This window comes from Acinetobacter sp. TYF_19 (assembly GCF_043105125.1).
Classification (GTDB): domain Bacteria; phylum Pseudomonadota; class Gammaproteobacteria; order Pseudomonadales; family Moraxellaceae; genus Acinetobacter; species Acinetobacter johnsonii.
This window is the reverse complement of sequence record NZ_JBICLH010000087.1, coordinates 112468-136729: the sequence shown is the minus strand read 5'-3', so window position 1 is coordinate 136729 and position 24262 is coordinate 112468. Positions and strand designations below refer to the sequence as shown.

Below are 24262 nucleotides of genomic sequence, written 5' to 3'. Positions count from 1 at the left end.
TATTGTCCAACAATTTTTTTTATAAAGCGGTGTATTCCAAAGTCAAAATTTTCATGCAAAATGTTGCTAAATAAACTTTTCCAATCAAGCTGGAAATGACTTGCATAGCTGAGCGCTTCAAATAGCACATCAGGTTTTGATGGATGCAAGATATGGGTTAAAAAGGCATAGGAATATAGGTATAAACCAAACCATAGCTCAGTGCTGCGGTGAGAGTAGCAGGGACAATTTGCTTAAACTTGAAATAAAGTCCAGCTAATACGATGAAGCCGACCAACATGGCAAAACTTTTATTGGGTGTATCTAACAGTGGTGGCAAGGTGGCAACCACGAGCATCGAACTGATCGCGGCAATACCAATCGAACCTAATGCAATTTTTAACCATAAGGCACCGCGCTTTTGTGAACCTTGTTGGAACTTTTGAATGACGAAGAATGGGCCAAAGCGTGAAGCAAAATTTGCAATACCCACTACAATGCCGACCAAGATAATTTCGATATTCATGCTTGATCTCCCATATGTTCAGGGTCTGGTTTTTTCAGTACATAGTGTTTAAACAAACCTGCAAATATACCCGAACTGATACCAATAAAAATCGCAGCAGATAAGTCAATAAAATAGCAGGCAATGGCAGATACAAGAATGGTCACAGCCACCACAAAAGTGTGTTTCTTTTCAAAAGCTGCCAATAAGAAACTTAAGAACAGTGCTGGTAATAGAAAGTCTAGAGCGGCTTGTAAAAACTGGGGTAAATGACTGACTTGGTCTGCAAACATTCCACCCAGAAAAGAACCTGTAGCCCATGCGAGCCAACTAAACAGGCTTAAACCGAGCATCCAAGACTCAGACCACTCTTGACGACGTTGTGACAGTTTAATCATGCCTGAGGCAAAGACTTCGTCGGTTAGCCCCCATGACCAAATAGCGGTTTTTTTTAAGTTCAGTTTATCTTGAATTAAGTTTTGTAGCGCAGGGCCATAGAGTAAGTGACGAATATCTAAGGCAATCACAGTGAGGGCAGTCATCCAAATAGATGTTCCACTACCCAATAGGGCAACCACTAAAAACTGACTGGCCCCTGCATACATTGAGCAGGATAAAAATAAAGCCTCCCATGCACTAAAGCCAAACTGGGTTGCGGATACACCAAAGGCAAAAGAAACAGGCAGATAGGTAAAGATAATCGCTTGGCTATCCTTAGCCCCTTGCCAAAAGCCAGCAGCTTGCGCAGGAGTGGGATTAAGTTCGGACACAACACACCTTGAAGAAGACTTTATCAATAGGTCAAAATTGATTGTGTATTGTAACTGAATTCACTAGCATAGTGCCCAATTGTTTGTTGAGGCGTTTAACTATGTTGAAGCTCGAATTACGTACTTTAGGTCTGACTGCTATAATTGTATGCAGTTTACTTTTGCAAGCTTGTGGGCAGTCAGAGCAAGCTCCTGAACAAAAAGTAGAAATTAAGGCTGCGCCAAAAATTACCAATGACGCTACGGAATATGCCCAGCGTGCTTGGGTGTTTATCAATGAAGTCGATGGTTTGGTCTATAACAAGCAATTGGATCAGATTGAAGCTAAAGTCCGTCATCCTGCACGTAAACTCAGTACGGACTGGCGTATTAATGTCAAAATGACAGACTCAGTGACCGAAGGAAAATACGCACTGTGTCGTAAAGCCTTGACCAGCTTAGAAGTGTGGGCACGTGAGACCTTAGACGGTTCTTCGAGTGTTGCACAGAAACAGAGCGATTATGAGCGTGATAAAGCACAATGTCGGGGCGCAATTGATAACCCCAGTTTAGGCAATACTGACCCTAAAAAAGTGGGTGTCTAAGACCGATATAGCATGATTAAAAGCGAGTTTTAAAACTCGCTTTTTTATGGTTGTAGCTTTAATGAATAATATAGTAAAAATAGTAAATTATCCCAATGCAGTAAAATATCGGAATTGAGTCGAATTTTGAGAGTTAATCTAAAAAATTTAGCTGTTGCAATGTTTGCATTAGCTGCCTGTCAAACACGGTGACAGCAGTTTCAAGTCGGGGAGATAAATAGCCAAGACGTTAGGCCGTGTAGCAATATTTTATATGGTTCATCACTGTGAGTTGGACTATTAAGGGGCACATTTGATTACTTATTCTGAGCTATGTGCAATTCTATGCAGCTTTGCAGGATCTAAAATCTTAATCTTTTTAAACGCAATTGCCAGTATTCCTTGTTTTTCTAAGTTTTGAAGTTCTTGGTTGATGGTTTGGCGTGAACACATCAGCATTTGAGCCAGTTGCTCCTGTGATAAATGAATTTCATCATTGGTAATCGATATATGGTTGCCATAACCGCTTAAAATAAACAGTAAGCGTTGAGCCAGTCGTTGACTGATATTTTGACTTTGGATTGCGATTAGTTCTAAAAAGGCGAGACGTAACTTCTGCGAAGCAAGCTGTGCAATATGAAACCAAAATTCTGGGGTGGCTTGGATAAATTCCTCAACATCGCGTTTAGGTAGATGGAGCAGGGTGCTTTTTTGAATAGCAATCGCATCGTGCGAACGCGGTTGCTGATCTATTAATGAAATTTCTCCAAACCACATAATCGGTTCAGCAATTGCTGCAACTGCTTCTTTACCTTCAATGTCGACATGACCTAAGCGAATGGCACCATTCAAGACTGCATAGATGCCATCAAATAAATCCCCAGAGCGAAAAACAGCTTGGTCTTTTGCAACGTCAATATATTTGGCATGTTGCACAATATACTGTTGATAGGCTTGTGGTAGTTTGGCGAACCAATTGTTATTGAGTAACTGTTGTTGATGTTGAACTTCCAGCATTCCGCGTCCTTTCGTGATTGATCGAGCAACTTGTCAGGTCGACGACAACTTGATGGGCTGTTTTCCTTTAAAGTTATTCTATATCGTGATCAATATCATGCAATAAGGAAATACAGTATGAGTAAATTAGAAAAATTATTAAGTCAGTATGCAGCTTATCATCTTGATCATAAAAATATCGTGACCCACTTTGTTGGTATTCCGCTGATTGTGTTTTCAATTATGTGTTTAACCGCAAGAGCTGGCATGACTATTGGCAGTTTTGAAATTACCTTGGCGATGGTTTTGATATTAGCGAGTATTGTTTACTACTTAAGCTTAGATCGAATTTTTGGTGTGATCATGCTAGTGATCTATGCCATGGCTTATCCATTGGCGTATAAAATTGCACAGTTTGATTTGGGGCTTTGGTTAGGTCTCAGTATTGGTATTTTTGTCGTTGGCTGGGCGTTCCAGTTTGTCGGGCATTTCTATGAGAAGAAAAAACCGGCCTTTATGGATGATGTGATTGGCCTAGCCATCGGTCCATTATTTGTTTTGGCGGAAATGGTGTTTATGCTTGGTTTTAGAAAAGACATTGAACAACGCATGTTAGATGAAGCGCGTAAACAGCGTGCTGCAATGGATAACAAGCATGTATCTGTGGCATAACATTAACTGAATTATTTTATCGATAAAAAAGCCAGTGAATTTCACTGGCTTTTTTTTATGCTGTTTTAAGATGTCTTCGCGACTTTATGTATATCTGGTTGAGCTTTGGGTGTATTCGGGTTTGAAGCATGAGCATCTTTATGGGATTTATTGGTCACATCATTGGCTTTCATTGAATCATGTTTCACCATTTTATCCTGTTTCATGGCTTGATCGTGTTTGGCCGTTTTGGCTTGTTTCATTGCCTGATCATGTTTCGTCACGTTCATGGTTGCGACGCACTTACCACCTTTATGATTTGCACCTGTACCACCCGACAGTGTTGCTCCTTGTGGGCATGCAAATGCTGTAGCGCTAAGCGTTGTGAATAAACCTGCTGCAATAAATGTGCTGATCTTTTTCATTTTCGTTTGTTCAATGAAGGCATTAGTGCCTGTGATTAAATTAGCGATAATGTAAAAGAATAGAAGTTAGAATATTGTGTGAGATCCAAACGGATCAGGTGTTCATATGTTATTTAATGCTATTTTTAAGCTTGATTTAAGCTTATAAAAAAACCCGATGGGTATCGGGTTTTTTTATACTCGGAACGACTTATACGTTAAAGCGGAAGTGTAGAACATCACCGTCTTGAACGATGTACGTTTTACCTTCTAAACGCCATTTACCTGCTTCTTTCGCGCCTGCTTCACCGTTGTATTGAACGAAGTCGTTATAAGCAACACATTCAGCACGGATAAAGCCTTTTTCGAAGTCAGTGTGGATCACGCCGGCCGCTTGTGGTGCGGTTGCACCCACTTTAACGGTCCAAGCACGAACTTCTTGTACACCTGCTGTGAAGTAAGTCTGTAAACCTAAAAGACCGTAGCCTGCGCGAATTACCACGTTTAGACCTGGCTCTTCCATGCCTAAAGCTTCAAGGAACTCAGCACGGTCTTCATCTTCAAGCAGTGAAATCTCGGCTTCGATTTGGTTGCAAAGCGGAACTACGATTGCATTTTCTTCAGCTGCAAGTTTTTTCACAGCATCTAAATGCGGGTTATTTTCAAAACCATCTTCTGCAACGTTCGCAATATACATGGTTGGTTTTAAAGTCATTAATCCAAAACCACGAACCAATTTACGTTCGTCATCATCTAGGTCAGCTGCACGAGCAGGTTTGCCTTCATCAAGTAAAGGTAAAATTTTGTCTAAAACCGCTTTGGTTGCAAGCGCTTCTTTGTCGCCACCTTTTGCAGATTTTGCTAAACGAGTCACTGCTTTTGTCACAGTTTCTAAGTCAGCAAGTGCAAGTTCCGTATTGATAGTTGCGATGTCATCAAGCGGGTCAATTTTACCGTTAACGTGAATGACGTTTTCATCTTCAAAACAACGTACAACGTGAGCAATCGCATCCGTTTCACGGATGTTTGCAAGAAATTGGTTCCCCAAGCCTTCACCTTTAGATGCACCCGCAACTAAACCTGCAATGTCCACGAATTCCATCGTCGTTGGAATCACACGTTGAGGTTTTACAATAGCGGTAAGTTTGTCTAAACGTGGATCTGGCACAGGAACGATGCCTGTGTTTGGTTCAATGGTACAGAATGGGAAGTTTTCAGCAGCAATAGCAGCTTTAGTCAATGCATTGAAAAGTGTAGATTTACCAACGTTCGGCAAGCCGACAATACCGCAATTAAAACCCATGAAATAACTCACAACGTGTTATATAAAAATTGCCAGTGATTTTACATGAAAGCCATGACAAAGTCAGGTGTCAGGGGAGAAGAATCAAATTTGTAAATCATGTTGTGGGCAGAACTTCCTCATTTAAGCCCTATGTACGAGCCTTTTAAGCCTTTTCTTTTAATAAAGAAACCAGATTTAAGAGGTCAGTTGCATGTAGATCATTGTCTATGCAAGGACTAGAGTCTTTCAATTGAGCTGCACCATACTCAAAGGGGCGTTCAATATAAGCTGTCAGAAGTCCACAGCTACGCGCTGCGGCAAGGTCATCTTGATGAGTGGCAACCATCATCACTTGATTCGGTGCAATATTGAGAAAGTCTGCGACACCTAAATATGTTTTGGGAGAGGGTTTGTAGGCTTTGAAATTTTCAGCAGAGAAAATAGTGTCCCAAGGCAATTTTGCGTACTTTGCGAGATCGATCAATAAGCGAATGTTGCCATTTGAAAGGGTGCAAATAATATAATCTTGTTTTAATTGATTGAGTGCTGCGACTGTATCTGGCCAAGGGTTGAGACGATGCCAAATAAAGTTTAAATCCATTTTTTGAGCTTCGGTCAGTGTGGAGATTTGATATTTCGCTAAAAGCTCATCCAAAATGAGACGGTGAATATCATCAATGGAGGTCCACGGCTGCTGACCTGACAAAACCTGATCCATTGCAGGTCGATAGCCTGCTCGCCAGTCTAATGCAAATTGGTTGGCATCGATATGTTCAAGGCTAGATGTTCCACTTCTTGAACGATTGAATAATGCCAGTCCACGACAGTTCCAAAGATGTCGAAAGCGAGTACTTTAATTTTAGGAGGAATGATGCATATTGAGATGGTTATTCTTATTTTGGCTTGAGTATACGTTATAGCTTATTCATTTCTATCTGTATATTGAGAGCTATATTTTCTATGTGAATTTGAAAGAAAAACAATGTTGATTCAGTTGATTAGATTGCTGTCATAAAGCAAAGGTGATTATAACTGGGTAGTGAATTTCATACTGAAACACCCTCCTTAGAAAAAGGAGGGGCTAAAAAACTTAAGTGGACAGTATAGTGCTCTACTTTATGTGGAGATGGGATTAAACTTTCCTCTTATCGAGTTGAGTTGCCAGATTGTCTCCAATCGCTTGCACACACATCACCAAAATCACGAGCACGACAATCACGGCCAACATGATCTGCATATCAAAACGCTGATAACCATAACGATAGGCGATATCACCTAAACCTCCAGCACCAATTGCGCCTGCAATGGCAGAGGAGTTAATCATGGTCACAATGGTTACGGTAAAACCTGCGACAATTCCAGGAAGAGCTTCAGGTAACAATACATGCCAAATGATTTGAGTACGGTTACAGCCGATGGCTTGTGCAGCCTCAATCAACCCTTGATCCACTTCGCGTAAACTGACTTCTGCAATTCGTGCAAAAAAAGGTGTTGCAGCCAAGGTTAAAGGGACAACTGCTGCCCAAATACCATAACTGGTGCCTACAATCCAACGTGTGAGTGGAATCAGGGCCACCATCAAAATCAGGAAGGGAACGGAACGAGTGATATTCACTAACCAGCCTAAGCTATGGTTAATACTTTTAGAGGGATAAATGCCATGCTCAGAGGTGCTGACTAGAACCACTGCCATTGGAAGACCAATGAGCAAGGCAAAAAATGCGGATGCGCCGACCATGATTAAGGTATCGATGGTGCCTGTCAGTAATAAATCAATGAGTTGGTCGTGCATAGCCAAGTACCTCTACATGTGTCACATGCGCTTTTAGTTTTTGTAGTAGCGATTGAATTTCTAAGCCTAGTGTGGGGACAGCAATAACCAATGTTCCAATTAAATGGTTTTGGATGGTGTCGACCTGACTTTGATACAAATGCACAGTTTGTGGGAAATGATCCAATATCTGTTTTAAGTCAGGGGGATGATGCGCATCTGAAGTCGAGCTAATTTTGAAAATGGCATGTGTATCGAGCTGCGTAGGTTCAGCATTCAAGCGAAAGGGCAAATCGAGTTGTTCTAGATTCAGTAGTTCTTGGGTAATGCCTTGCTGGGGTTGAGAAAACACAGACCAAACTTCTCCTGATTCCACAATTTCACCGCCATCAATGACCACGACCTGATCGCAGATTTCCCGAATCACTTGCATTTCATGGGTAATCAATACAATGGTGATACCCAGCTTTTGATTAATCTCTTTGAGTAGCGACAACACTACAGAGGTGCTTTCTGGATCAAGTGCAGATGTCGCTTCATCACAGAGTAAAATTTCAGGATGGTGAACCAATGCACGGGCAATGCCGACACGCTGCATTTGGCCGCCAGACAGTTGTGATGGGTAGTGCTGAGTCTTATCACTCAGCCCGACCAATTGTAAAACTTCGTTGACACGTTGTTCGATGTCTTGTTTGGGATAATTGGCCACTTTGAGAGGCAGTGCGACATTTTCATAGACTGTTTTGGCAGACATTAAATTGAAATGCTGGAAAATCATACCAATGCGTTGGCGGAGCTGAATCAGCTCAGCATGGCTCAATGCCGCCAAGTCTTGTTGATGAATATGGATATGACCTTCACTGATACTTTCTAAACCATTTAAGGTGCGGAGCAGGGAAGATTTACCTGCACCACTTTTGCCAATAATGCCAAACACTTTCCCTGTCGGGATGTCTAGGTCAATATTTTTGAGTGCATGTACAGTTTGACCTTGTACTGCATAGTGTTTGTTTAAGTTACGAATTTTGATATGTGGAATTGAAAAATCCACATGAGAACCAAAGCTGACCATTCTTTTTCTCCTTATTTCCAGCCTTCAAACCACAGACCTTGGCCAAAATCACGATCTAAAATTTCTTGAACGTGTTTTGAGTTTTGAAATGCTTGCACAAAGGCCGCAAGTTTTTGGTTTTGGTCTGGATAGTCTTTACGTGTCACAAATATGATGGCGTATTTCTTGTCTATCGGATCAAGAAAAAGGGCATGATGCGGATCTGTGACCTTGGCCATTTTTAAATAATGCGGGAAGCCAAAAATTAAATCGGCATCATTAAACGCATGGGCAGTTTGTGGGCCTTCTACTTCAATAAACTGAAGTTGTTTAGGATTGCTCACAATATCGTTTACGGTAGACAGTTCATTGTTAATGTCTTTGAGCTGAATCAAACCCGCACGATGCAGTAAAATCAGAGCACGTGCCGAGTTTACAGGGTCATTGGGGATGACCACACGTGCTTGAGTTGGTAGTGCATCTAAGGACTTATATTTTTTTGAATACAGTCCGACATGACTCCCTGTTCCAGTAGCGAATGCATGCAGATCATAATTTGTTTCGCGAATCGCATTTCGTAGAAAGACACTTTGCTGAAAAAAGTTGGCATCAATGTCACCATTTTGCACAGCAACATTTGGCGCATGCCAGTCCGAGAATTCAACCAGTTTGACTTGAATGCCTTGCTTTTTTACATCATCTGCCACGCTTTGCAGCAGTTCGGCATAAGGTGGGCTAATACCAATTGTTAAGACATCATCTTGTGCATGGCTTTTGCTATAGCGGTAACCCGCTAGAGCAAAAATTGCCACGATGACGCTTAAGCCAATCAGCCATTTTTTTCGATTTTGAGTGAAAGATTGCGTCATGGCTTATACTCACTTCCAACCTGGGAACCAAAGTTTTTCACCAATTTCACTATTCAAAGTCTGTTTAACTTTGTCTGATGTTTGATAGATCTTGATAAATTTTTCAAGTTGCGCTGCTTTCTCTGGATGTTGCTGTTGGTAGTCGTCACGCACCACAAATAAAATCGAATACAGGGTATTGGTGTTGTCATCTAAGATCAGTGCATCATTTGGGTCGATGGTTTTTGCAAGACGTAAATAATGTGGATAGCTAAAGACCAAGTCAGCATCATCAACGGCACGTGCAGTTTGTGGACCTTCAACTTCAATAAACTGGAGCTTTTTAGGATTGCTCACAATGTCTTGCAGGTTAGATAGATGATTGTTAGGGTCTTTTAAGCTAATCAATTTAGCCTGTTGTAACAGTAAAAGCGCACGACCTTGATTTACTGGATCATTTGGAATAACTGTACGTGCATTTTCAGGAATTGCATCAATCGAGTCATATTTTTTTGAATATAAACCGACGTGTGTGGTGACGCCTTTATCCAGTGCTTTCAGTTTAAATTGGGTTTCTTTGATGGCGTTATCTAAGAAGGGCTGATGCTGAAAATAGTTGGCATCAATATCACCATGGTTGAGCGTGATATTGGGGGTATTCCAATCCGAAAACTCCACCAGTTTGACGTTGATACCTTGCTGTTTTGCTTCTTCCACAGCCACCTTTAAGGGATTGGCAAAGGGTGGGCTGATCCCAATCACCAGTTCAGAGTTACTCGATTTTTTATGATAAGACCACGCCACCAGTACAATGACGATAGCGGCGACAATTACCCCAATAATGGTAAATTTTGTTTTTGCAGTTTGAGCCATGATATTTCTCGTATTTTAAAATTTATGCGGTTTGTTTTTGCTGTGTTTGAGTATGAGTGGACGAGCTTTGACATCGATACTGCTGTACTGGGTGGTTTGCGGCCAGTCGGTCACCTTGAGCGAATAATTTGTGGCGTAAACTACCTGTTTCATAGGCGGTTTTATAACGGCCACGCTCTTGTAATTCTGGGATGACCCAACGAATAAAGTCTTGATTTGACTCTGGGGCAACGGTTCGTGTGAGATTAAAGCCATCTACGCCAGTTTCATCTATGAGCTGAATGAGTTTTTCTGCTACGGTTTTTCCACTCCCGACGATCAGTGGATAGCGTCCACCGAGTACATGTTGGGCTTTTAAATCAGCTCGCGTAACTTTTTGCTCTTTAAATTTGTTATTGACCGAGGCAATGCTATTGGTTTGTTTATAAGGAATCGCTTCATCATCTGCAAACTGTGCTAAATCTATTCCAACTGAACTTGAAAAATGCGCCAAACCTGCTTCTGGACTGGCATAGCGAATATATTCGGCGAGTTTTTCTTGTGCGAGTTCATCCGTTTCTGCAGTCACTACACTAATGCCAACAAAGAGTTTAATGGCTTGTTCATCACGCCCATGGCTTAATGCAAGCGCACGAATCTTATCGACTTGCTGTTTCAGTTTTTCAGGCGTGTCAGCACCAATAAACATGGCTTCAGCATGTTGAGTTGCGAAGGCTAAGCCTTTACTTGAAGCGCCCGCTTGATAAAGTACAGGTGTCCGCTGTATAGATGGGGAAACCTGAAAAATGCCCTGACTTTGGAAGAATTTGCCTTGATGCTGTATGGCATGAACTTTTGAAGGATCGGTAAAGACACGGTTTAATTTATCTTTTTGGACGGCATCGTCTTCCCAAGAACCTTCCCAAAATTTATAGCAAAGTTCGATAAACTCTTCAGCTTGTTCATAACGCAAGTCGTGATCTTTTAAACCCTTTTGACCAATTAATCGTTCTGCGCTGTCTAAGTAACCCGTGACAATGTTCCAACCAATACGACCGTGGGTTAAATGGTCAAGGCTTGCAAAGCGCCGTGCAAACTGATAAGGCGACTCATAGCTCAAGTTCACAGTGACGCCAAACCCTAAGTGCTGTGTAACGGCAGCCATTGCAGAAACGAGTGTACTTGGGTCATGGCTTGGAAGTTGAATTGACTCTTTTAGGGTTAAATCCAGACCATTTTGATAAACATCGTAGACACCCGTAATGTCGGCGATAAACAAACCATCAAATAAACCTTGCTCTAAAGTTTGCGCCAAATCGGTCCAATAGCTGAGCTCATTAAAACGATGCGACTCATCGCGTGGGTGTGTCCACAAACTATGATTGATATGACCTACGCTATTCATATCAAAGGCATTCAGGATGATTTGTTTCGTGTTTTTATTTTGAGATGATAGTGTCATTACAATGTCCCTCTGCGTGGCGGAAGTACACCGTTAAGAAGATAATTGGCAATGAAGTAATATTTCCAACGTGACGCATCATGTAGCGTGTGAACACGGGCATTACGCCAAAAACGGTCTAGGCCATCTTCACGCTGACTACCACGACTGCCTGCCAGTTCAATCAATTTCGAAGCGGCTTTTAATGCGGTTTCTGTGCTATGTGCACGAACTTTCGCTACATCGAGAGAAGCTTTTGCAATGTTCTCTATGGTTGGTTGGGGACGTGCTGCATCGATTGAACGAGCCGCTTGTTTGAGTAGGACTTCACTGGCACGCACATCGGCAACCACGCGTCCTAGTTCAAACTGTGTTAAAGGGTCATCAGTTGCCTGTTCAACAGCAGAGTCAATCCATGGCCGAGCCTGACGCACACGAACCAGTGTTTCCTCAAAAGCAGCACGCGCGATACCCGTTTCAATTGCAGCATGCATAATTTGCGCAAAAGGCCCAACCAGAGTCGGTCTAGAAAAAGCGGTATCGAAAAGAACAATATCTTCTGCATCTACAGCAACATGATTGAATTTGACTGTACCGCTGCCTGTGGTGCGTTGACCAAAACCAGACCAATCATCTATCAGTTCGAGTCCTTGGCTACTCCGTGGGATAAAGACAAGAAACTCTTTGTCATCGGCATCTTTGACTAAAGTGGGGATGCGGTCTGCAAACAGACTGCCTGTGCAATAAAACTTTTCACCATTGACCACATAGCCTTGTTCAGTTTGGCTGAGTGCAGTTTGTTTTTGTGTTGCGTTTTTAGTTTTAAACTCTGCCAAGGCATTACCAAAACGTGCACCTTTTAGCACTTCTGCATAGAGTTTACGCTTTTGTTGTTCAGTGCCGTTGTTACGTAAAACCTCTAAGGCATAGAAATGGTTCTGGGGAATTTGTCCAATCGAACCATCTACGCCACTCATTAGTGCGATAATTTGCGCGACCGTATAGCTTGAAACATCTGCACCTCCGAATTCCTTCGGTACAGTAATCGCCCAGAGCCCAGATTGGCTATAGGCTTCGATTTCCTCAAAAGGCAAAATACGTTCAGCATCACGTTGGATAGCCTGATGTTTAAACTGCTCAGCCAAATTTTTGGCAATCTCTAAGGCTTCGGCATCGCTTTGAATAATATGTGCATATGCCGCGTTTTGGGATTGAAGTGGAAGAATAGGTTGAAATGAAGTCATGATGTTCTCCTTAAATCCAAGCGTGGCGAGCAGGGAAAGTGTTGTTCAAATAGTAGTTACCCAGTGCATGCAGCTTCCAGCGGATCGGGTCGTGTAAGGTATGCACACGTGCATTGCGCCAATGTTGATCTAAATTATGTTGGCTTAGGCTCGAACGACTGCCGCCAAGCTCTAGGAGTTTTTCAGAAATTTGTAGTGCAGCATCATTGGCATAGACCTTAGCTTCGGCGACTAGAATGGAGGCTTTAGCTGCTTGTTCGGCACTGACAACGCTCAGTTGGTCGAGCTCAACTAAATATTCAGCAGCTTTATCGAGCAGTAGGATAGCGGCATCTAACAGGACTGCGGATTTGCCGACTTCTTGTAAGGTGTAATGTTCAAAACTGGCTTTCTCAACCTGCGCATCGACAATTGGTCGGGCTTTTTTCACTGCTGACAAAGTGTCTTCAAATGCGGCTTCTGCAATACCGACATCAATTGCAACTTGCATTAACTGCGAGAAAGCACCGCGATAATTGATATCTTCAGCCAGTTTCCGCTCATCAAAGATAAGTAGTGGATCGACTTCAACCCGTTGTAATTTTACTGTGCCGCTTGAAGTTGTACGCTGACCAAAACCGTTCCAGTTATCGATGACTTCAATGCCTTGTGCTGTGGCATCAACAAGCGTCAGTACCACATATCCTTCAGGGTGGATGGCTTTAATGGCTAACCAATGAGCAAAGCTACTGCCTGTAGAGTAGAACTTTTCACCATCGACATAGTAACGACCATTTTCAATACTTAATGTCGTACTCAGGGTTTTAGTGTCTTTGGTATTTCGTTCGGGGCCGCCATTGGCAAGGCGTTTGCCGTTTAATATTTCATTAAAAATAAACTGTTTTTGTTGTTCGCTACCTAAAATATCAATCATGTTGAGTAGCGCAATTTGGTTTTGTGGAATTTGACCGACACTTGAGTCGGCTTTATTAATAATGCGAAAAACCTGAGCTAAAGTTTTATTGGAAACAAATGCGCCTCCAAAAGCTTGAGGAATACGAATACCGCCTAAGCCTTTTTTGCTGAATAATTCGATTTCAGCAAATGGAAGCTGACGGTTCTGATCACGTTGATCTCGACCTTCTAAGGCAAAGTCAGCGACATGATAGGCTGCATTAATCGCATCCTGATCATTTTGTATCACGTGAATATTTTTAGAGAGTGTATGAGACAGAAAAGCACCTTTACTTAATGCCTATACGCTACTTGGGATTGCTTGAATGATTAAATGAAGGATTTTGAATTACTTAGCAGCTAAAAAGTTAAAAATAAAATATGCTAAGTTTAATCATTTAGATGATATGTTAAGAATTTGAAAAATAAGGAATAACTAATTTAACGAAGGGGTGAATAGTATGATTAAAGCCTTGCTTATCAAGATTTGAGATATTGTAGAGAAAAAAACGTATAAATTTGATAAAGGCTGTTGAACATTTGCTAGGCAGTTTTGAGTAAAAAGTACATTGTAAATCCTAATTACAGTGACTAAAGTATCCAACTGAAATAGATGGCTTTTCTGAAAAGCCAAAATAGAAAAATAAATGGGGAGCATTTATGAGAACTTTATACCAGTTTCCTTTATCTCATTTTTGTGAGAAAGCTCGCTGGTTGCTCGATCATAAAGAGCTAGATTTTGTTGCACAAAATGTGGTGCCTGGGGTTCACCGGGCTTTTGCACAGTTAAAGACAGGGCAAAATAAACTGCCTATTTTGCGTGATCAGGACAAATGGGTCGCTGATACTACCGAGATTGCGCTATATCTTGATGAGCGTTATCCAGAACATCGACTGTTACGTAATGAAGCACAGCTTCGTAAAGAGGCTTTAGATATTAATGCGTTAGCCAATGATTTGGGATTGCATGTGCGTCGTTGGGGGTTGGCCCATGCATTGTCCGATAACGATCAATCGCTACAGATTATGTTGGGTGAAAAGGGGTATTTACGTAAATTTGAAAAATACACCAAACCTTTAATGAAAACGTTGATGTCGAAAGGCTATGAGTTGAGTGCAGAAAAAATAGAGCATTCCAAAGCCGAAATGCAGCGGTTAATTGAAGTATTGAATGAGAAGTTAATTGCTAATCATGGACGCTACTTTGTCGGGGATCGTTTAGGTTTGGCGGATATTGCTGTGTGTTCGATGTTGGCGCCTGTACTGGAGATTAAAGGGACACCATGGGAAAAAGACCATGAGGAAAGTCTATCTGAAGAGTTTAGTGCTTATAAAACCTATTTAACCAATTTACCCTTGGGGCAGTATGTTTTAAGAGTCTATCAAACCGAGCGCAATGCTCGAGTCGACTGGCGTGGCATTTAGGATCAGCTGTAGTCAAATAGGCAAAGGCGGACGTTATACATCAAGCCTTTGTCTGCTATTTAAAGAAAATGATGTGGGGTGTTGAATAGAAAGTTTCTCAGTCTATTTGTAATTTTTATAAAAAATTATAGCAATTTTTTATTTAAATGATTGATATATTTTTATGAATTTGAAAATAAATGAAAAAAATATGCAAATAATCTTTATCTTTCATTTGAAATGCTTAATATAAAATAAACACCTATAAACATAAGTTGTCATGAGAGTTAAATAATGGAATTAGATCGTTTTGATAAGCAAATTTTAGAAATTTTAAGTAATGAAGATATCAATCTAAACGAATTATCAGAGCGTATTAATCTATCGGTCAGTTCAGTACATCGTCGTATTAAGCACCTCATTGATAACGACATTATGACCAAAGTTAAGCGTGATATTAACTATCAAAAGCTCGGTTTTAGTCTACATGTTTTACTCCAAGTATCTTTGAGCAAGCACGATACCGACACTTTTTCCAAGTTTTTAGAAGAGCTAGAAAATATTCCTGAAGTGACCAATGCCTTTTTAGTGACAGGGCAGTCGGCAGACTTTATCGTTGAAGTTGTGGCAAGAGATATGGAAAACTATAGTGATATTTTACTCAAACGCATTGGTAAAATCGAACATGTGGTGGCACTGCACTCAAGCTTTGTGATTAAAGAATATAACGTTTTTAACTGTAGTGGTTTGTTGAGCAAAGTCTAAGTCACGCTGAACTTGTATGAGTCTAATGAGTATTAGGCTTCCTACTTTCAAAAGTTTGCATATTATCAGCGACAATAAGAGTACATCAGCTGTGTATGTTAGAGGTGCTACAGCAGGATGATGTTACTATTCAATTGGTCGTGAAAAACGCTCGGTGGCAAAGTTTTTTGATCTTTCGTGATCGTTTGTTGGAAAATCAAAAATTAGTGACGGCGTATAACCAATTAAAACAAGACAGCCAGCATTTAAGCATGGATAAATATCGTTGCAAAAAAGCAAAATTTATTGAAAGTGTATTCAATCAGCCATAAAAAATGCGCTCTCAAAGTTATGTTTGAGAACGCATTTTTATAAAGCTGTAGATTAGGCGTCTAATTCTGCCAATACCGCGTCAGAGAATTCAACGTTGGTATATACGTTTTGTACATCATCTAAATCTTCAAGCATATCAATCATTTTCATAATCTTTTTGGCTTGATCGATATCGGTGATTTCGGCTTTAGTTGAAGGGCTCATGACCACTTCAGCATTGTCCGATTTTAAACCTGCAGCAGTCAAAGCATCTTGCACATCACCAAAAGATTCAGGTGTAGTAATGACTAAGATTTCATCTTCATCGACTTCGATATCTTCAGCACCTGCTTCAAGTGCCACGTCCATGATTTGATCTTCTAAAGATACATCTTCAAAAGTGATCTCACCACGTTTTGTGAACAAGAAAGCAACTGAACCGTTTGTGCCTAAGTTACCATCTGTTTTTGAGAAACAGTGACGGACATCCGGTACAGTACGGTTTAAGTTGTCAGTCATGGTTTCTACAATAACTGCAACACCACCAACACCATAACCTTCGTAAGTAATTTCTTTTAAATCATCGTTATCTTCGCCACCAGCACCACGTTGGATTGCACGGTTGATGACGTCACGTGTCATATTTACAGAAAGCGCTTTTTCTACAACTGCACGAAGACGTGGGTTGCTTGCAGCATCACCACCGCCAAGCTTTGCAGCAGTTGTTAATTCACGAATAAATTTGGTAAAAAGTTTACCACGGCTAGCATCTTGTTTTGCTTTACGATGCTTAATATTGGCCCACTTGGAATGACCCGCCATGCGAAATATGCTCCTTGTAGATTGGCTTTGTGCCTATCAAATTGTGCAAATTCTACCATAAGCACTTTTTTATGCGAAAGTAGGTGTTTTTCTGAAAATCGCCTGAACAAACAAAAAAAGAATTAAAATTGTTTGAAATAAATACAGTTATTTCAAATTTACCTTATAAAGAAAGTTCACTTTAAAAATTAACTGTTGGGAAATACCCACAGAGACCTAAAAGAATAACGTCTTCAGATTCTTTTAGGTTAATTAAACGATCTTATTGTGCAGCAGTTTTAGGTTCTGGAATCTCAATATCTAAACCAACATGCTCTTTATAAAGTGCTTTAATAAGCGCTAAGTCATGATCTAGATCTGTTGGGTAGATTTTTCCAAAAATACCGCCTTGCTTAGTTTTTGAATTCGCGTACATCAGTACAATAGGCACATTTGCTGCTTTAGCAATATGCCAAAACCCAGTACGAATAGGTTTGCGTACTTCACCTGTTTTGGCACGTGTTGCTTCTGGTGCAATCACTAAATTGAATTTTTTATTTTGGGTAAAGTGCTCAACCATTTGAGACACAATGTCTTTATTTGACTTGCGATCGACCGCGATGCCACCAATGGCTTCGAGTATGGGCTTCATTGGCCCTTTAAATAATTCTTTTTTAATCAGAGTATGGATTTTCATATCGTAGATTTGAAAAATCGCCAGTGACAAGACAGCATCCAACATAGAAGTATGTTCAAAACCAATAATGACTTGCTTATCTTCCAAAACGTTTGGTTGTACATGATATTTCCAGCCTGCGAGTTTAAACACAGACTCACCAATGAATTTTTTTAACATGAGCATAAAAATACAAGTGTTTTTTAAAGAGGGTAATGTCTGCTTGTTTACGCTTTGAGTCAAGTCCTACTTGATTGCACTTGCTACTTTTATGAATCGTTTTGAATCCTCATCAGTTGAACAAGGAGAGGGCAAGAATTGAATACTAAGATGTTTTAAATCTAATCAAATAGAAAATAAATATGCTGAAAATGAAAATACCACTATTCATAATCTAAATGACAGATTAGACTTTGGTCTAAGATTAAAGTGTGCATTTTCACACTTTAACTTTGGTTTAACAAAGCTCAGGATTGTTAAAATGGCTTATCTTTCGACTTTTTTATGGGCATTTGTCCTTTTCGGTTTGGTTGTTCTGTGGTCGGTTGTTGAATTTTTCATTGAGTTTCGTAAGAAAAAGGAAATCAGTATTTAGTGGTAATAATGGGCTTTGTTGCACAAAGATTTCATAACTATATGATTTTAAAAGTTTTGATTATTTTTTGATCCAAAATTAAATTTATTTAAATCAGATGCTTACATATTTATGCAACAAAGCCGTAATAATGTATAAATGCACTGATTTTTGATGCTAGCTATAAATAGCTTGATTGACTTAAAAATTTAATTTTCAATCATCTATAATCGTTAATAGCTCTTATTCTAAATGAGATACTTTGTTAGAGCATCATGTTTGGATGCTTAAAATTTATACTTACTAGTCATATATAGCGTGTTGGATGTTATGTTCACAGTTATTCAATGCTTAACTTAGCCATATTTTTGTGAGTAGTGAGGCTAAGTGATTACAGTATAGGTTTCTGTAGGAGGGTATAGAAACAATGGGGCACGATCAGTCATGATGGCTTGACTCATATCATTTGAATCTATAGCTGCAAGTTTAGGCAAAGAATTTGTTACAGTTATCATAGAAAATGCCTGAAAATAAGATTTGACAGGAAAATCTAAAGCAAAGATAAATTAGGTCGTGATTCTGAGAATGATGAAGATTAGAAAGGATTGCTTAAATGAAAATTTCGAATCTTTTTTTAAATAAGCAGAAACGACTAATACTTGAATTCAAAATGTTTATATAAAAATAGCCAATAAAAAACCACCTAGGATTAATGCACCTAAGTGGTTGTTTTATATGGTGGGCCCACACAGACTTGAACTGTGGACCAACGGATTATGAGTCCGCTGCTCTAACCAACTGAGCTATAGGCCCTAATATCTTGAATTTGTTATATATCAACAAGTTCAAGCGAAATGAATACTAGCGAAGATTTTTTAAAAAAACAAGCTTTTTCATACTTGGTTGTACAGTATCCCAACAATTAGAAGATTTGAATATTAATACGTAAGTAATTTAGAAAATGATGAGTTTTCAATGTTGTTGAATTAATTTATGCATCTAGCAAGTGGTGCTACTAAATTGTTTCGGTCAATACATCAAGTGGAACTAAGTATAGACATTCCTAATTCTGTGCAAATGCAGATTATATAGGCTCTGACCCGCAATAACTAGCAATAGAAAGGATATAGGGGGCTTTGGCCAAAATCTAATGCCCTCAGACAAAAGGCTCTACTTTCATAATTTTAGACCTTATTTTTTATCGGGTGAGAAGTACAGGGTCTTCAATGTTATAACCTGTTTCAAAAGGAATCCCGAGATATTGAACTGTCACCAGTGCTTTTTGTTGATGAGGAACTTTATAAGTTTGTGAAATGCGCAGCCCATTTTTATAGTCCACTGCTTTGTGTACGGGACTTTTCAAATTGCTGTATTTCACTTGATATTGATAGCTAAATTTCAGGATGGAGAGTTTAGGATCATACCAAGAAGGTTCTTTTGAAGCCTTTTTACTGATGACTTGAATTTTAACCTGCTTTGGCGGAATCGGCGTTAAAGCTTTGAGTCGTTTTTTTATTTTTGCAATGTCACGGTCAAACTTCTGACTGTCTTGATCATAGTCAATTTTTTGAGTTTTTGGATTGATATATAAAGATTTCACTTCAATCAGTTTGGAGGGGGTTTTGCTGTTGAGTTGATAATAATACAATTGTGGCAAACGACCCCGACCATCTAAGTAATGTCGCATCACATATATTTTTTGATCAGCTTGGTCGAGTCCTAAAACTTCAATATTTTGTGGTCCCCCTACAGTTGCAAAACTGTGGCTTGAAAAAAGTAAGGTGCTGAAAAGTAAAGGAGGGATTATTTTCATCATCATGAGGCGCTTCACATTTTTATTGATTATGGTTCAGTTTAAAGGCTCTAAATGTAGAAAAATCAAATTTAGTGTAAAGATTTAAGTATTTTGAACACGTTGAATGACCATTTGAGCTACGTTTTTCGTAAGTTGATCAAGTCGCTCGAGCGCACTGCCCAGTAGTAAATAATGGTAAGTGCTTAAAGTGTTTTGATAATGAATGGCAATGTAAAAGGTGCCTTCAGGTTTCTCAGGCGTCGCACTTCCACCAGGTTTGAGTAGCCCCGTACACGAGACATTAATATCGGCATGACGAAATAGTCGATGACCCTGAAGCGCCATAGCCTCAGTGACTTCACTCGACTCCGCTGTAAATTGTTGAATAAGTGCAGGATCAATCTTTAAAATTTCATATTTGATACTGGGGTCATAACTGACCAGTCCACCGAGTAAAATGTCTGCTCCGCTATGTTTATAAATCGAAAACTGACTGGATAGATAACCTGAACTGGCACTTTCGATAAAGGCAATGGTCAATTTTTTCTGTTCTAGGAGGTTGCAGCATTGCTTGAGTACTTGCACGGCTTTCAACCTCCCGATGTTCATTATTTTGATTTGATTGGTAGATTAGTCATAAACACGGTACACACCGACAAAACGATTACATGCTTTACTTTCACTTTTTACAGAAAGAATGGCTTTTTGAAAGTTGAACTGGTAGTGGCAGTTGTTTTCATTATCGGTAATGTTTTGCTTTTGATCGGGTGTAGTGTAGGCCAAAAATGAAATGGTCTGGGTTTCTATGCGGTTATTGGGGCTACGATATGCAATACCTTCGATCTTAATTTTATCTTTGGATAGCTGATGAACTTGTAGGTGCACAGGTTGCTTGGCAATGACCCCATGTTCAAATTTTAAATAGTGTTGCGTCAAACTTTGATTTAACGATGTATAGAAGTTGAGATCATCAATTCTAAAATCCATCTGCTGCTGATAGCAAGCTAAGGATTTACATTGCTGTAGGCGGTTTAACCATAGCTGATGGGTATCGACCAATAAACGCTGCGGCGCATCACTGATTAAAAAAGCAGTCATGGATTGCGTGTCTAATTTTTGTCGAATATCTTTGAATTGATCGCTACAGATCTTTTTAAGGCTAGATGAAGTCGGATCATCACAGTCAATGACTTGAGCATAACTAAAGCTGGTACAAAGACAACTTAGACACACTAAAATACTAAATTTTTTCATAAGTTTTATGTCGGTTTTCAACAGCATGATCGCTTATACTTTCACTATGTTGCGCTGCTTGTAACTATAGCGAAAGAGAAAGCGTGAATACAAGATTTCAATCATTTATTTCTTAAAGGAAACTGAGCATGGTTGCACATATTCGAATTGGACAGGGACTTGATGTACATGCTTTTGAAGAGGGTGAATTTGTCACACTGGCAGGTATTCAAATTCCACATACACACGGCTTAAAAGCACATTCAGATGGTGATGTGGTTTTGCATGCTTTAACAGATGCATTATTGGGTGCGTTGGCTTTAGGGGATATTGGTCAGCATTTTCCTGATACCGATCCTCGCTTTAAAGGAGCAGACAGTCGAGTATTACTCAAACATGTCTATCAGCTCATTCTAGATCGTGGTTATCAGTTAAATAATGCAGACATTACTGTGGCATGCGAACGACCGAAGTTGGCACCGCATAATTTAGCGATGCGCCAAAGCATTGCAGACGTTCTTGATGTTGAAATCACGCAGATTAGCATCAAAGCAACGACCACGGAAAAACTGGGCTTTACGGGTCGTCAGGAAGGTATTTTATCTACAGCTACAGTGCTGATTTCTCACGCAAAATGATCAGGATTGATCATAGCTAGCTTTAATTCTTGTGTTGCTTTACGACCTTGAAGTTGTAAGGCAACAGCATGCGCCAAACCTGTCCATGTGTCATTCGGTTCCCAAATTTGATGCATGGCTTCATGTGAGGTTGGCATATCGATATTCATATAATATTGACGATATAAATACATCAAACTACTGACTCGATAATTTTCTGAACAATGGACCCAAATGGTTTGTTCTTGCACCAAATGATCAATCATATCTAAGACCAATAAACATTGATCATCAGACGGTGTATCCCATGAAATAGGAACATGTATATAGTTCAAACCGAGCTCTAAACAGATTTGATCTTCATTGGCTAAATAGTTATTGCTATTACTGAGCGCAAGATTGATGACCGTGTTTACGCCATACTCTTTAATTTGCTGTAATTGCTCAGCAGTCGGTTGTCCAGAAGTAAACAAATGCTCGTGGATAAATTGAAAGTTAAGTGTTTGGCTTAAGTGTGTTTCAATAGCGTTCATAATTATTTCTTAATCTTAGAATGAAAAACGCCATCCGAAGATGGCGTTTTAAAAACTTAACGGTTCGGTAAAACGTCTTTGAGTGCTTCGTGCATCTCTAGTAATACCTTTTCTGTGGTATCCCAGTCAATACAACCATCGGTTACTGACTTGCCGTATTCAAGATCGCATAGGTTTTCAGGAATTTCCTGACGACCACCTTTAAGGTGACTTTCAACCATAATGCCGATAATAGATTTATTTCCATCAATAATTTGTTCGGTAATATTTTTCAGAACAAGCGGTTGAAGGAACGGGTCTTTGTTCGAGTTTGCATGACTAGTGTCAATCATGATTTTGGTGCTGACTTTCGCTTTAGCCAATGCTGCTTCTGCTTCTGCTACAGAACCAGCATCGTAGTTTGGCTTGCCATTACCACCACGAAGTACCACGTGTGCATACGGGTTACCTGAAGTACGAATCACAGAGACTTGACCTTGGTTGTTTAGACCTAAGAAGTGGTGACCATGTTTAACCGACTGCATTGCATTGGTTGCAACAGTTAAACCACCGTCTGTGCCATTTTTGAAACCTACAGGTGAAGAAAGACCAGAAGACATTTCACGGTGCGTTTGGCTTTCAGTGGTACGTGCACCAATTGCTGACCATGAGATTAAGTCTTGGTAGTACTGTGGTGAGTTTGGATCGAGTGCTTCAGTCGCACATGGCAAGCCTTTCTCATTTAACTCAACCAAAAGCTTACGACCAATGCGTAAACCTTTTTCAATGTTGAATGAGTCATTCATGTCTGGGTCATTGATCAGACCTTTCCAACCCACTGTGGTACGTGGTTTTTCGAAATAAACACGCATTACGACATAGATTGAGTCTTTAATCTTATCGCTTAAAACTTTTAAACGGTCTGCGTATTCGTGAGCAGCGACAGGATCATGAATTGAACATGGGCCAATCACCACAAAAATGCGTTTGTCTTTACCATCTAAAATATTGCGAATTGTTTCACGACCGTGAAGTACAGTTTGATATGCAGACTCAGTGAGAGGCAATTCAGTTTTTAATTCCGCTGGGGTAACTAGCGGATGAATGCTTTGTAAATTCACGTCATCGATGTCGTTTTGGGTAATAGAGTTTGACTGTAGAGTATTCATTGCCGTCACTGGTTCGATCGTATTAAGTTGCTTTATAAGCTGAATATAACACGGTTTAGCTGATAAAAGGTTATAAAAAAGTCGAATGAATCTTTGAAAAAAAAGTGATGAATCTTAGGTTTATTTTAAATCAGAATGCCTACACTGAGGCATTCTTAACTGTTGAAATTTGAATGACTTGAGCGGTTTCAGCTGGCTTCACTGGTTTGACTTTGATCGGATTCAACATGAAGTTGACACCCAGCGCAAACAGAGTAATACCCAACACTTTACGGATGATTTTTTCAGGAAGGCGTGAACTAATCAGTGTTCCAATAATAATTGCTGGAATTGAACCGACCAATAACCACATAAGGAGGTGGAAGTCCACGTTGCCTGAAGTCATGTGACCCATACCTGCAACGAAAGTAAGTAGTACCGCATGCACAACGTCAGAACCAATAATACGAATCATTGGTAGGTTGGGGAACATAATGACCAAAGCCATGATTCCAAAAGCACCAGCACCGACTGATGATAGTGTCACGAAGACCCCAAGAATTACACCCATCATCACAATGTACTTACGTTTATTGCTGGTTTGAAGTTGAACTTTTTCTAAGTCTTCGGTCATGTCTGGGAGTTCATCTTTACGTAATTTGTTGAAAAATTTTTCAATTTGATTACGGAAGACAATTGATAAACCTGTAATGGTCAACATGAAGCCTAAAACTATGGTGAGCACGGCTTTGTAGTGGGTAGACTGGCTCAAATAGTTGTCGAGTACCCAGTGCGTTGCAAAGGAAGCAGGAATACTACCAATTGCAAGCCAAAGCACAATTGGCCACACAATATTTAGTTTTTTTGCATGTACAAATGAACCACAGAATTTTGAAATTGCGGCATAGAGCAAGTCTGTACCAATGGCAATGTGAGGTTCAATTCTGAAAAGGCTAATGAGGATCGGTGTCATTAATGAACCACCACCCACACCAGTAATTCCCACACAAAAACCGACTAAAACACCTGCGAGAATAAATTCGAGTGGACCAAACATTGTTATATGCCAAAATATCAAAAAACGTGCATATCTTATGACGTTTTCATATAAGTCGTTGTCTTGATTGTTGATTTACTTATTCTAAAAAGAGAT

The 24262-nt window shown here is 39.9% G+C and carries 27 protein-coding genes and 1 tRNA gene; 6 read left to right on the top strand and 22 right to left on the bottom strand.

Annotated elements, in window-relative coordinates:
• Positions 1 to 157: 157 nt before the first annotated feature.
• Both ygaH and ACF8FD_RS15325 read right to left on the bottom strand, forming a co-directional pair.
• Positions 158 to 505 (bottom strand): L-valine transporter subunit YgaH, encoded by a 348-nt coding sequence (ygaH, locus tag ACF8FD_RS15330; RefSeq protein ID WP_004980107.1) that lies wholly within the window; start codon positions 503 to 505, stop codon positions 158 to 160.
• Entirely contained in the window at positions 502 to 1254 is a 753-nt protein-coding gene (locus ACF8FD_RS15325; RefSeq protein ID WP_004693451.1) for an AzlC family ABC transporter permease, read from the bottom strand. The genes ygaH and ACF8FD_RS15325 overlap by 4 nt, the downstream gene beginning before the upstream one ends.
• Positions 1255 to 1355: 101 nt before the next feature.
• On the opposite strand from ACF8FD_RS15325, the gene ACF8FD_RS15320 reads away from it, so the two are divergent.
• Positions 1356 to 1838, top strand: coding sequence for a hypothetical protein (locus ACF8FD_RS15320; protein ID WP_078426509.1), 483 nt, complete (start codon positions 1356 to 1358; stop codon positions 1836 to 1838).
• A 300-nt stretch (positions 1839 to 2138) separates the two neighbouring features.
• Here the strand turns inward: ACF8FD_RS15320 and ACF8FD_RS15315 are convergent, their stop codons facing one another.
• Complete coding sequence (locus ACF8FD_RS15315; protein ID WP_392453553.1) at positions 2139 to 2834, bottom strand: Crp/Fnr family transcriptional regulator; 696 nt, start codon at positions 2832 to 2834, stop codon at positions 2139 to 2141.
• A gap of 117 nt (positions 2835 to 2951) precedes the next feature.
• On the opposite strand from ACF8FD_RS15315, the gene ACF8FD_RS15310 reads away from it, so the two are divergent.
• A complete protein-coding gene (locus tag ACF8FD_RS15310) occupies positions 2952 to 3485 on the top strand; it encodes a DUF962 domain-containing protein (protein ID WP_178928938.1) in 534 nt (177 codons plus the stop codon).
• Positions 3486 to 3550: 65 nt separating this feature from the next.
• On the opposite strand, the gene ACF8FD_RS15305 is transcribed toward ACF8FD_RS15310, so the two are convergent.
• From ACF8FD_RS15305 to ACF8FD_RS15260, 10 genes are all read right to left on the bottom strand, one after another.
• On the bottom strand, positions 3551 to 3889 hold the full coding sequence (locus ACF8FD_RS15305) for a hypothetical protein (protein ID WP_078426512.1): 339 nt from the start codon (positions 3887 to 3889) through the stop codon (positions 3551 to 3553).
• Positions 3890 to 4079: 190 nt separating this feature from the next.
• Positions 4080 to 5171 (bottom strand): redox-regulated ATPase YchF, encoded by a 1092-nt coding sequence (gene ychF / locus ACF8FD_RS15300; RefSeq protein ID WP_004693442.1) that lies wholly within the window; start codon positions 5169 to 5171, stop codon positions 4080 to 4082.
• Between the two features lie 145 nt (positions 5172 to 5316).
• Positions 5317 to 5871, bottom strand: a complete 555-nt coding sequence (locus ACF8FD_RS15295) for a haloacid dehalogenase type II (protein ID WP_392453552.1) — start codon at positions 5869 to 5871, stop codon at positions 5317 to 5319.
• 414 nt (positions 5872 to 6285) lie between these two features.
• Complete coding sequence (locus ACF8FD_RS15290) at positions 6286 to 6945, bottom strand: methionine ABC transporter permease (RefSeq protein ID WP_392453551.1); 660 nt, start codon at positions 6943 to 6945, stop codon at positions 6286 to 6288.
• Positions 6926 to 7996, bottom strand: a complete 1071-nt coding sequence (locus ACF8FD_RS15285; RefSeq protein WP_392453550.1) for a methionine ABC transporter ATP-binding protein — start codon at positions 7994 to 7996, stop codon at positions 6926 to 6928. The genes ACF8FD_RS15290 and ACF8FD_RS15285 overlap by 20 nt, the downstream gene beginning before the upstream one ends.
• Before the next feature lie 11 nt (positions 7997 to 8007).
• Positions 8008 to 8844 carry a MetQ/NlpA family ABC transporter substrate-binding protein gene (locus ACF8FD_RS15280; RefSeq protein WP_392453549.1) on the bottom strand — a complete coding sequence of 279 codons (837 nt, stop codon included), beginning with the start codon at positions 8842 to 8844 and terminating at the stop codon, positions 8008 to 8010.
• 9 nt (positions 8845 to 8853) lie between these two features.
• Entirely contained in the window at positions 8854 to 9696 is an 843-nt protein-coding gene (locus tag ACF8FD_RS15275) for a MetQ/NlpA family ABC transporter substrate-binding protein (protein WP_148826202.1), read from the bottom strand.
• Between the two features lie 22 nt (positions 9697 to 9718).
• A complete protein-coding gene (locus tag ACF8FD_RS15270) occupies positions 9719 to 11137 on the bottom strand; it encodes an LLM class flavin-dependent oxidoreductase (protein WP_279678873.1) in 1419 nt (472 codons plus the stop codon).
• Positions 11137 to 12360 carry an SfnB family sulfur acquisition oxidoreductase gene (locus tag ACF8FD_RS15265; RefSeq protein ID WP_279678872.1) on the bottom strand — a complete coding sequence of 408 codons (1224 nt, stop codon included), beginning with the start codon at positions 12358 to 12360 and terminating at the stop codon, positions 11137 to 11139. The genes ACF8FD_RS15270 and ACF8FD_RS15265 overlap by 1 nt, the downstream gene beginning before the upstream one ends.
• A 10-nt stretch (positions 12361 to 12370) precedes the next feature.
• Positions 12371 to 13573 (bottom strand): SfnB family sulfur acquisition oxidoreductase, encoded by a 1203-nt coding sequence (locus tag ACF8FD_RS15260; RefSeq protein ID WP_279678881.1) that lies wholly within the window; start codon positions 13571 to 13573, stop codon positions 12371 to 12373.
• Positions 13574 to 13953: 380 nt separating this feature from the next.
• On the opposite strand from ACF8FD_RS15260, the gene ACF8FD_RS15255 reads away from it, so the two are divergent.
• The 3 genes from ACF8FD_RS15255 to ACF8FD_RS15245 all read left to right on the top strand — a co-directional run bounded on the left by ACF8FD_RS15255 (position 13954) and on the right by ACF8FD_RS15245 (position 15773).
• Complete coding sequence (locus tag ACF8FD_RS15255) at positions 13954 to 14718, top strand: glutathione S-transferase family protein (RefSeq protein WP_234304880.1); 765 nt, start codon at positions 13954 to 13956, stop codon at positions 14716 to 14718.
• 273 nt (positions 14719 to 14991) lie between these two features.
• On the top strand, positions 14992 to 15462 hold the full coding sequence (locus ACF8FD_RS15250; RefSeq protein WP_004693423.1) for an Lrp/AsnC family transcriptional regulator: 471 nt from the start codon (positions 14992 to 14994) through the stop codon (positions 15460 to 15462).
• Between the two features lie 95 nt (positions 15463 to 15557).
• Complete coding sequence (locus ACF8FD_RS15245) at positions 15558 to 15773, top strand: GrpB family protein (RefSeq protein WP_234304881.1); 216 nt, start codon at positions 15558 to 15560, stop codon at positions 15771 to 15773.
• A 52-nt stretch (positions 15774 to 15825) separates the two neighbouring features.
• On the opposite strand, the gene ACF8FD_RS15240 is transcribed toward ACF8FD_RS15245, so the two are convergent.
• The 6 genes from ACF8FD_RS15240 to ACF8FD_RS15215 form a co-directional block, all read right to left on the bottom strand.
• The gene (locus ACF8FD_RS15240; protein WP_004693421.1) at positions 15826 to 16575 is read right to left on the bottom strand and encodes a YebC/PmpR family DNA-binding transcriptional regulator; all 750 of its coding nucleotides are present in this window, start codon (positions 16573 to 16575) and stop codon (positions 15826 to 15828) included.
• 262 nt (positions 16576 to 16837) lie between these two features.
• Positions 16838 to 17410: a 1-acyl-sn-glycerol-3-phosphate acyltransferase gene (locus ACF8FD_RS15235; protein WP_058869548.1), complete on the bottom strand. Its 573-nt coding sequence runs from the start codon at positions 17408 to 17410 to the stop codon at positions 16838 to 16840.
• Positions 17411 to 18540: 1130 nt separating this feature from the next.
• Positions 18541 to 18617 (bottom strand) — tRNA-Ile (locus tag ACF8FD_RS15230).
• Positions 18618 to 19002: 385 nt separating this feature from the next.
• On the bottom strand, positions 19003 to 19623 hold the full coding sequence (locus tag ACF8FD_RS15225; protein ID WP_058869512.1) for a hypothetical protein: 621 nt from the start codon (positions 19621 to 19623) through the stop codon (positions 19003 to 19005).
• A 78-nt stretch (positions 19624 to 19701) separates the two neighbouring features.
• Positions 19702 to 20184: a CinA family protein gene (locus tag ACF8FD_RS15220; protein ID WP_392453548.1), complete on the bottom strand. Its 483-nt coding sequence runs from the start codon at positions 20182 to 20184 to the stop codon at positions 19702 to 19704.
• Between the two features lie 45 nt (positions 20185 to 20229).
• Complete coding sequence (locus ACF8FD_RS15215; protein WP_058869513.1) at positions 20230 to 20880, bottom strand: hypothetical protein; 651 nt, start codon at positions 20878 to 20880, stop codon at positions 20230 to 20232.
• Between the two features lie 101 nt (positions 20881 to 20981).
• Between ACF8FD_RS15215 and ispF the strand changes: the two genes are divergently transcribed.
• Positions 20982 to 21470: a 2-C-methyl-D-erythritol 2,4-cyclodiphosphate synthase gene (ispF, locus tag ACF8FD_RS15210; RefSeq protein WP_004979990.1), complete on the top strand. Its 489-nt coding sequence runs from the start codon at positions 20982 to 20984 to the stop codon at positions 21468 to 21470.
• Here the strand turns inward: ispF and ACF8FD_RS15205 are convergent.
• The 3 genes from ACF8FD_RS15205 to ACF8FD_RS15195 all read right to left on the bottom strand — a co-directional run bounded on the left by ACF8FD_RS15205 (position 21458) and on the right by ACF8FD_RS15195 (position 24166).
• Positions 21458 to 21982: a protein tyrosine phosphatase family protein gene (locus ACF8FD_RS15205; RefSeq protein WP_058869514.1), complete on the bottom strand. Its 525-nt coding sequence runs from the start codon at positions 21980 to 21982 to the stop codon at positions 21458 to 21460. The two genes, ispF and ACF8FD_RS15205, sit on opposite strands and share 13 nt — an antisense overlap.
• A gap of 56 nt (positions 21983 to 22038) precedes the next feature.
• Complete coding sequence (locus ACF8FD_RS15200; RefSeq protein ID WP_004693350.1) at positions 22039 to 23130, bottom strand: 3-deoxy-7-phosphoheptulonate synthase; 1092 nt, start codon at positions 23128 to 23130, stop codon at positions 22039 to 22041.
• A gap of 139 nt (positions 23131 to 23269) precedes the next feature.
• A complete protein-coding gene (locus tag ACF8FD_RS15195; protein WP_058869515.1) occupies positions 23270 to 24166 on the bottom strand; it encodes a sulfite exporter TauE/SafE family protein in 897 nt (298 codons plus the stop codon).
• Positions 24167 to 24262: the final 96 nt, after the last annotated feature.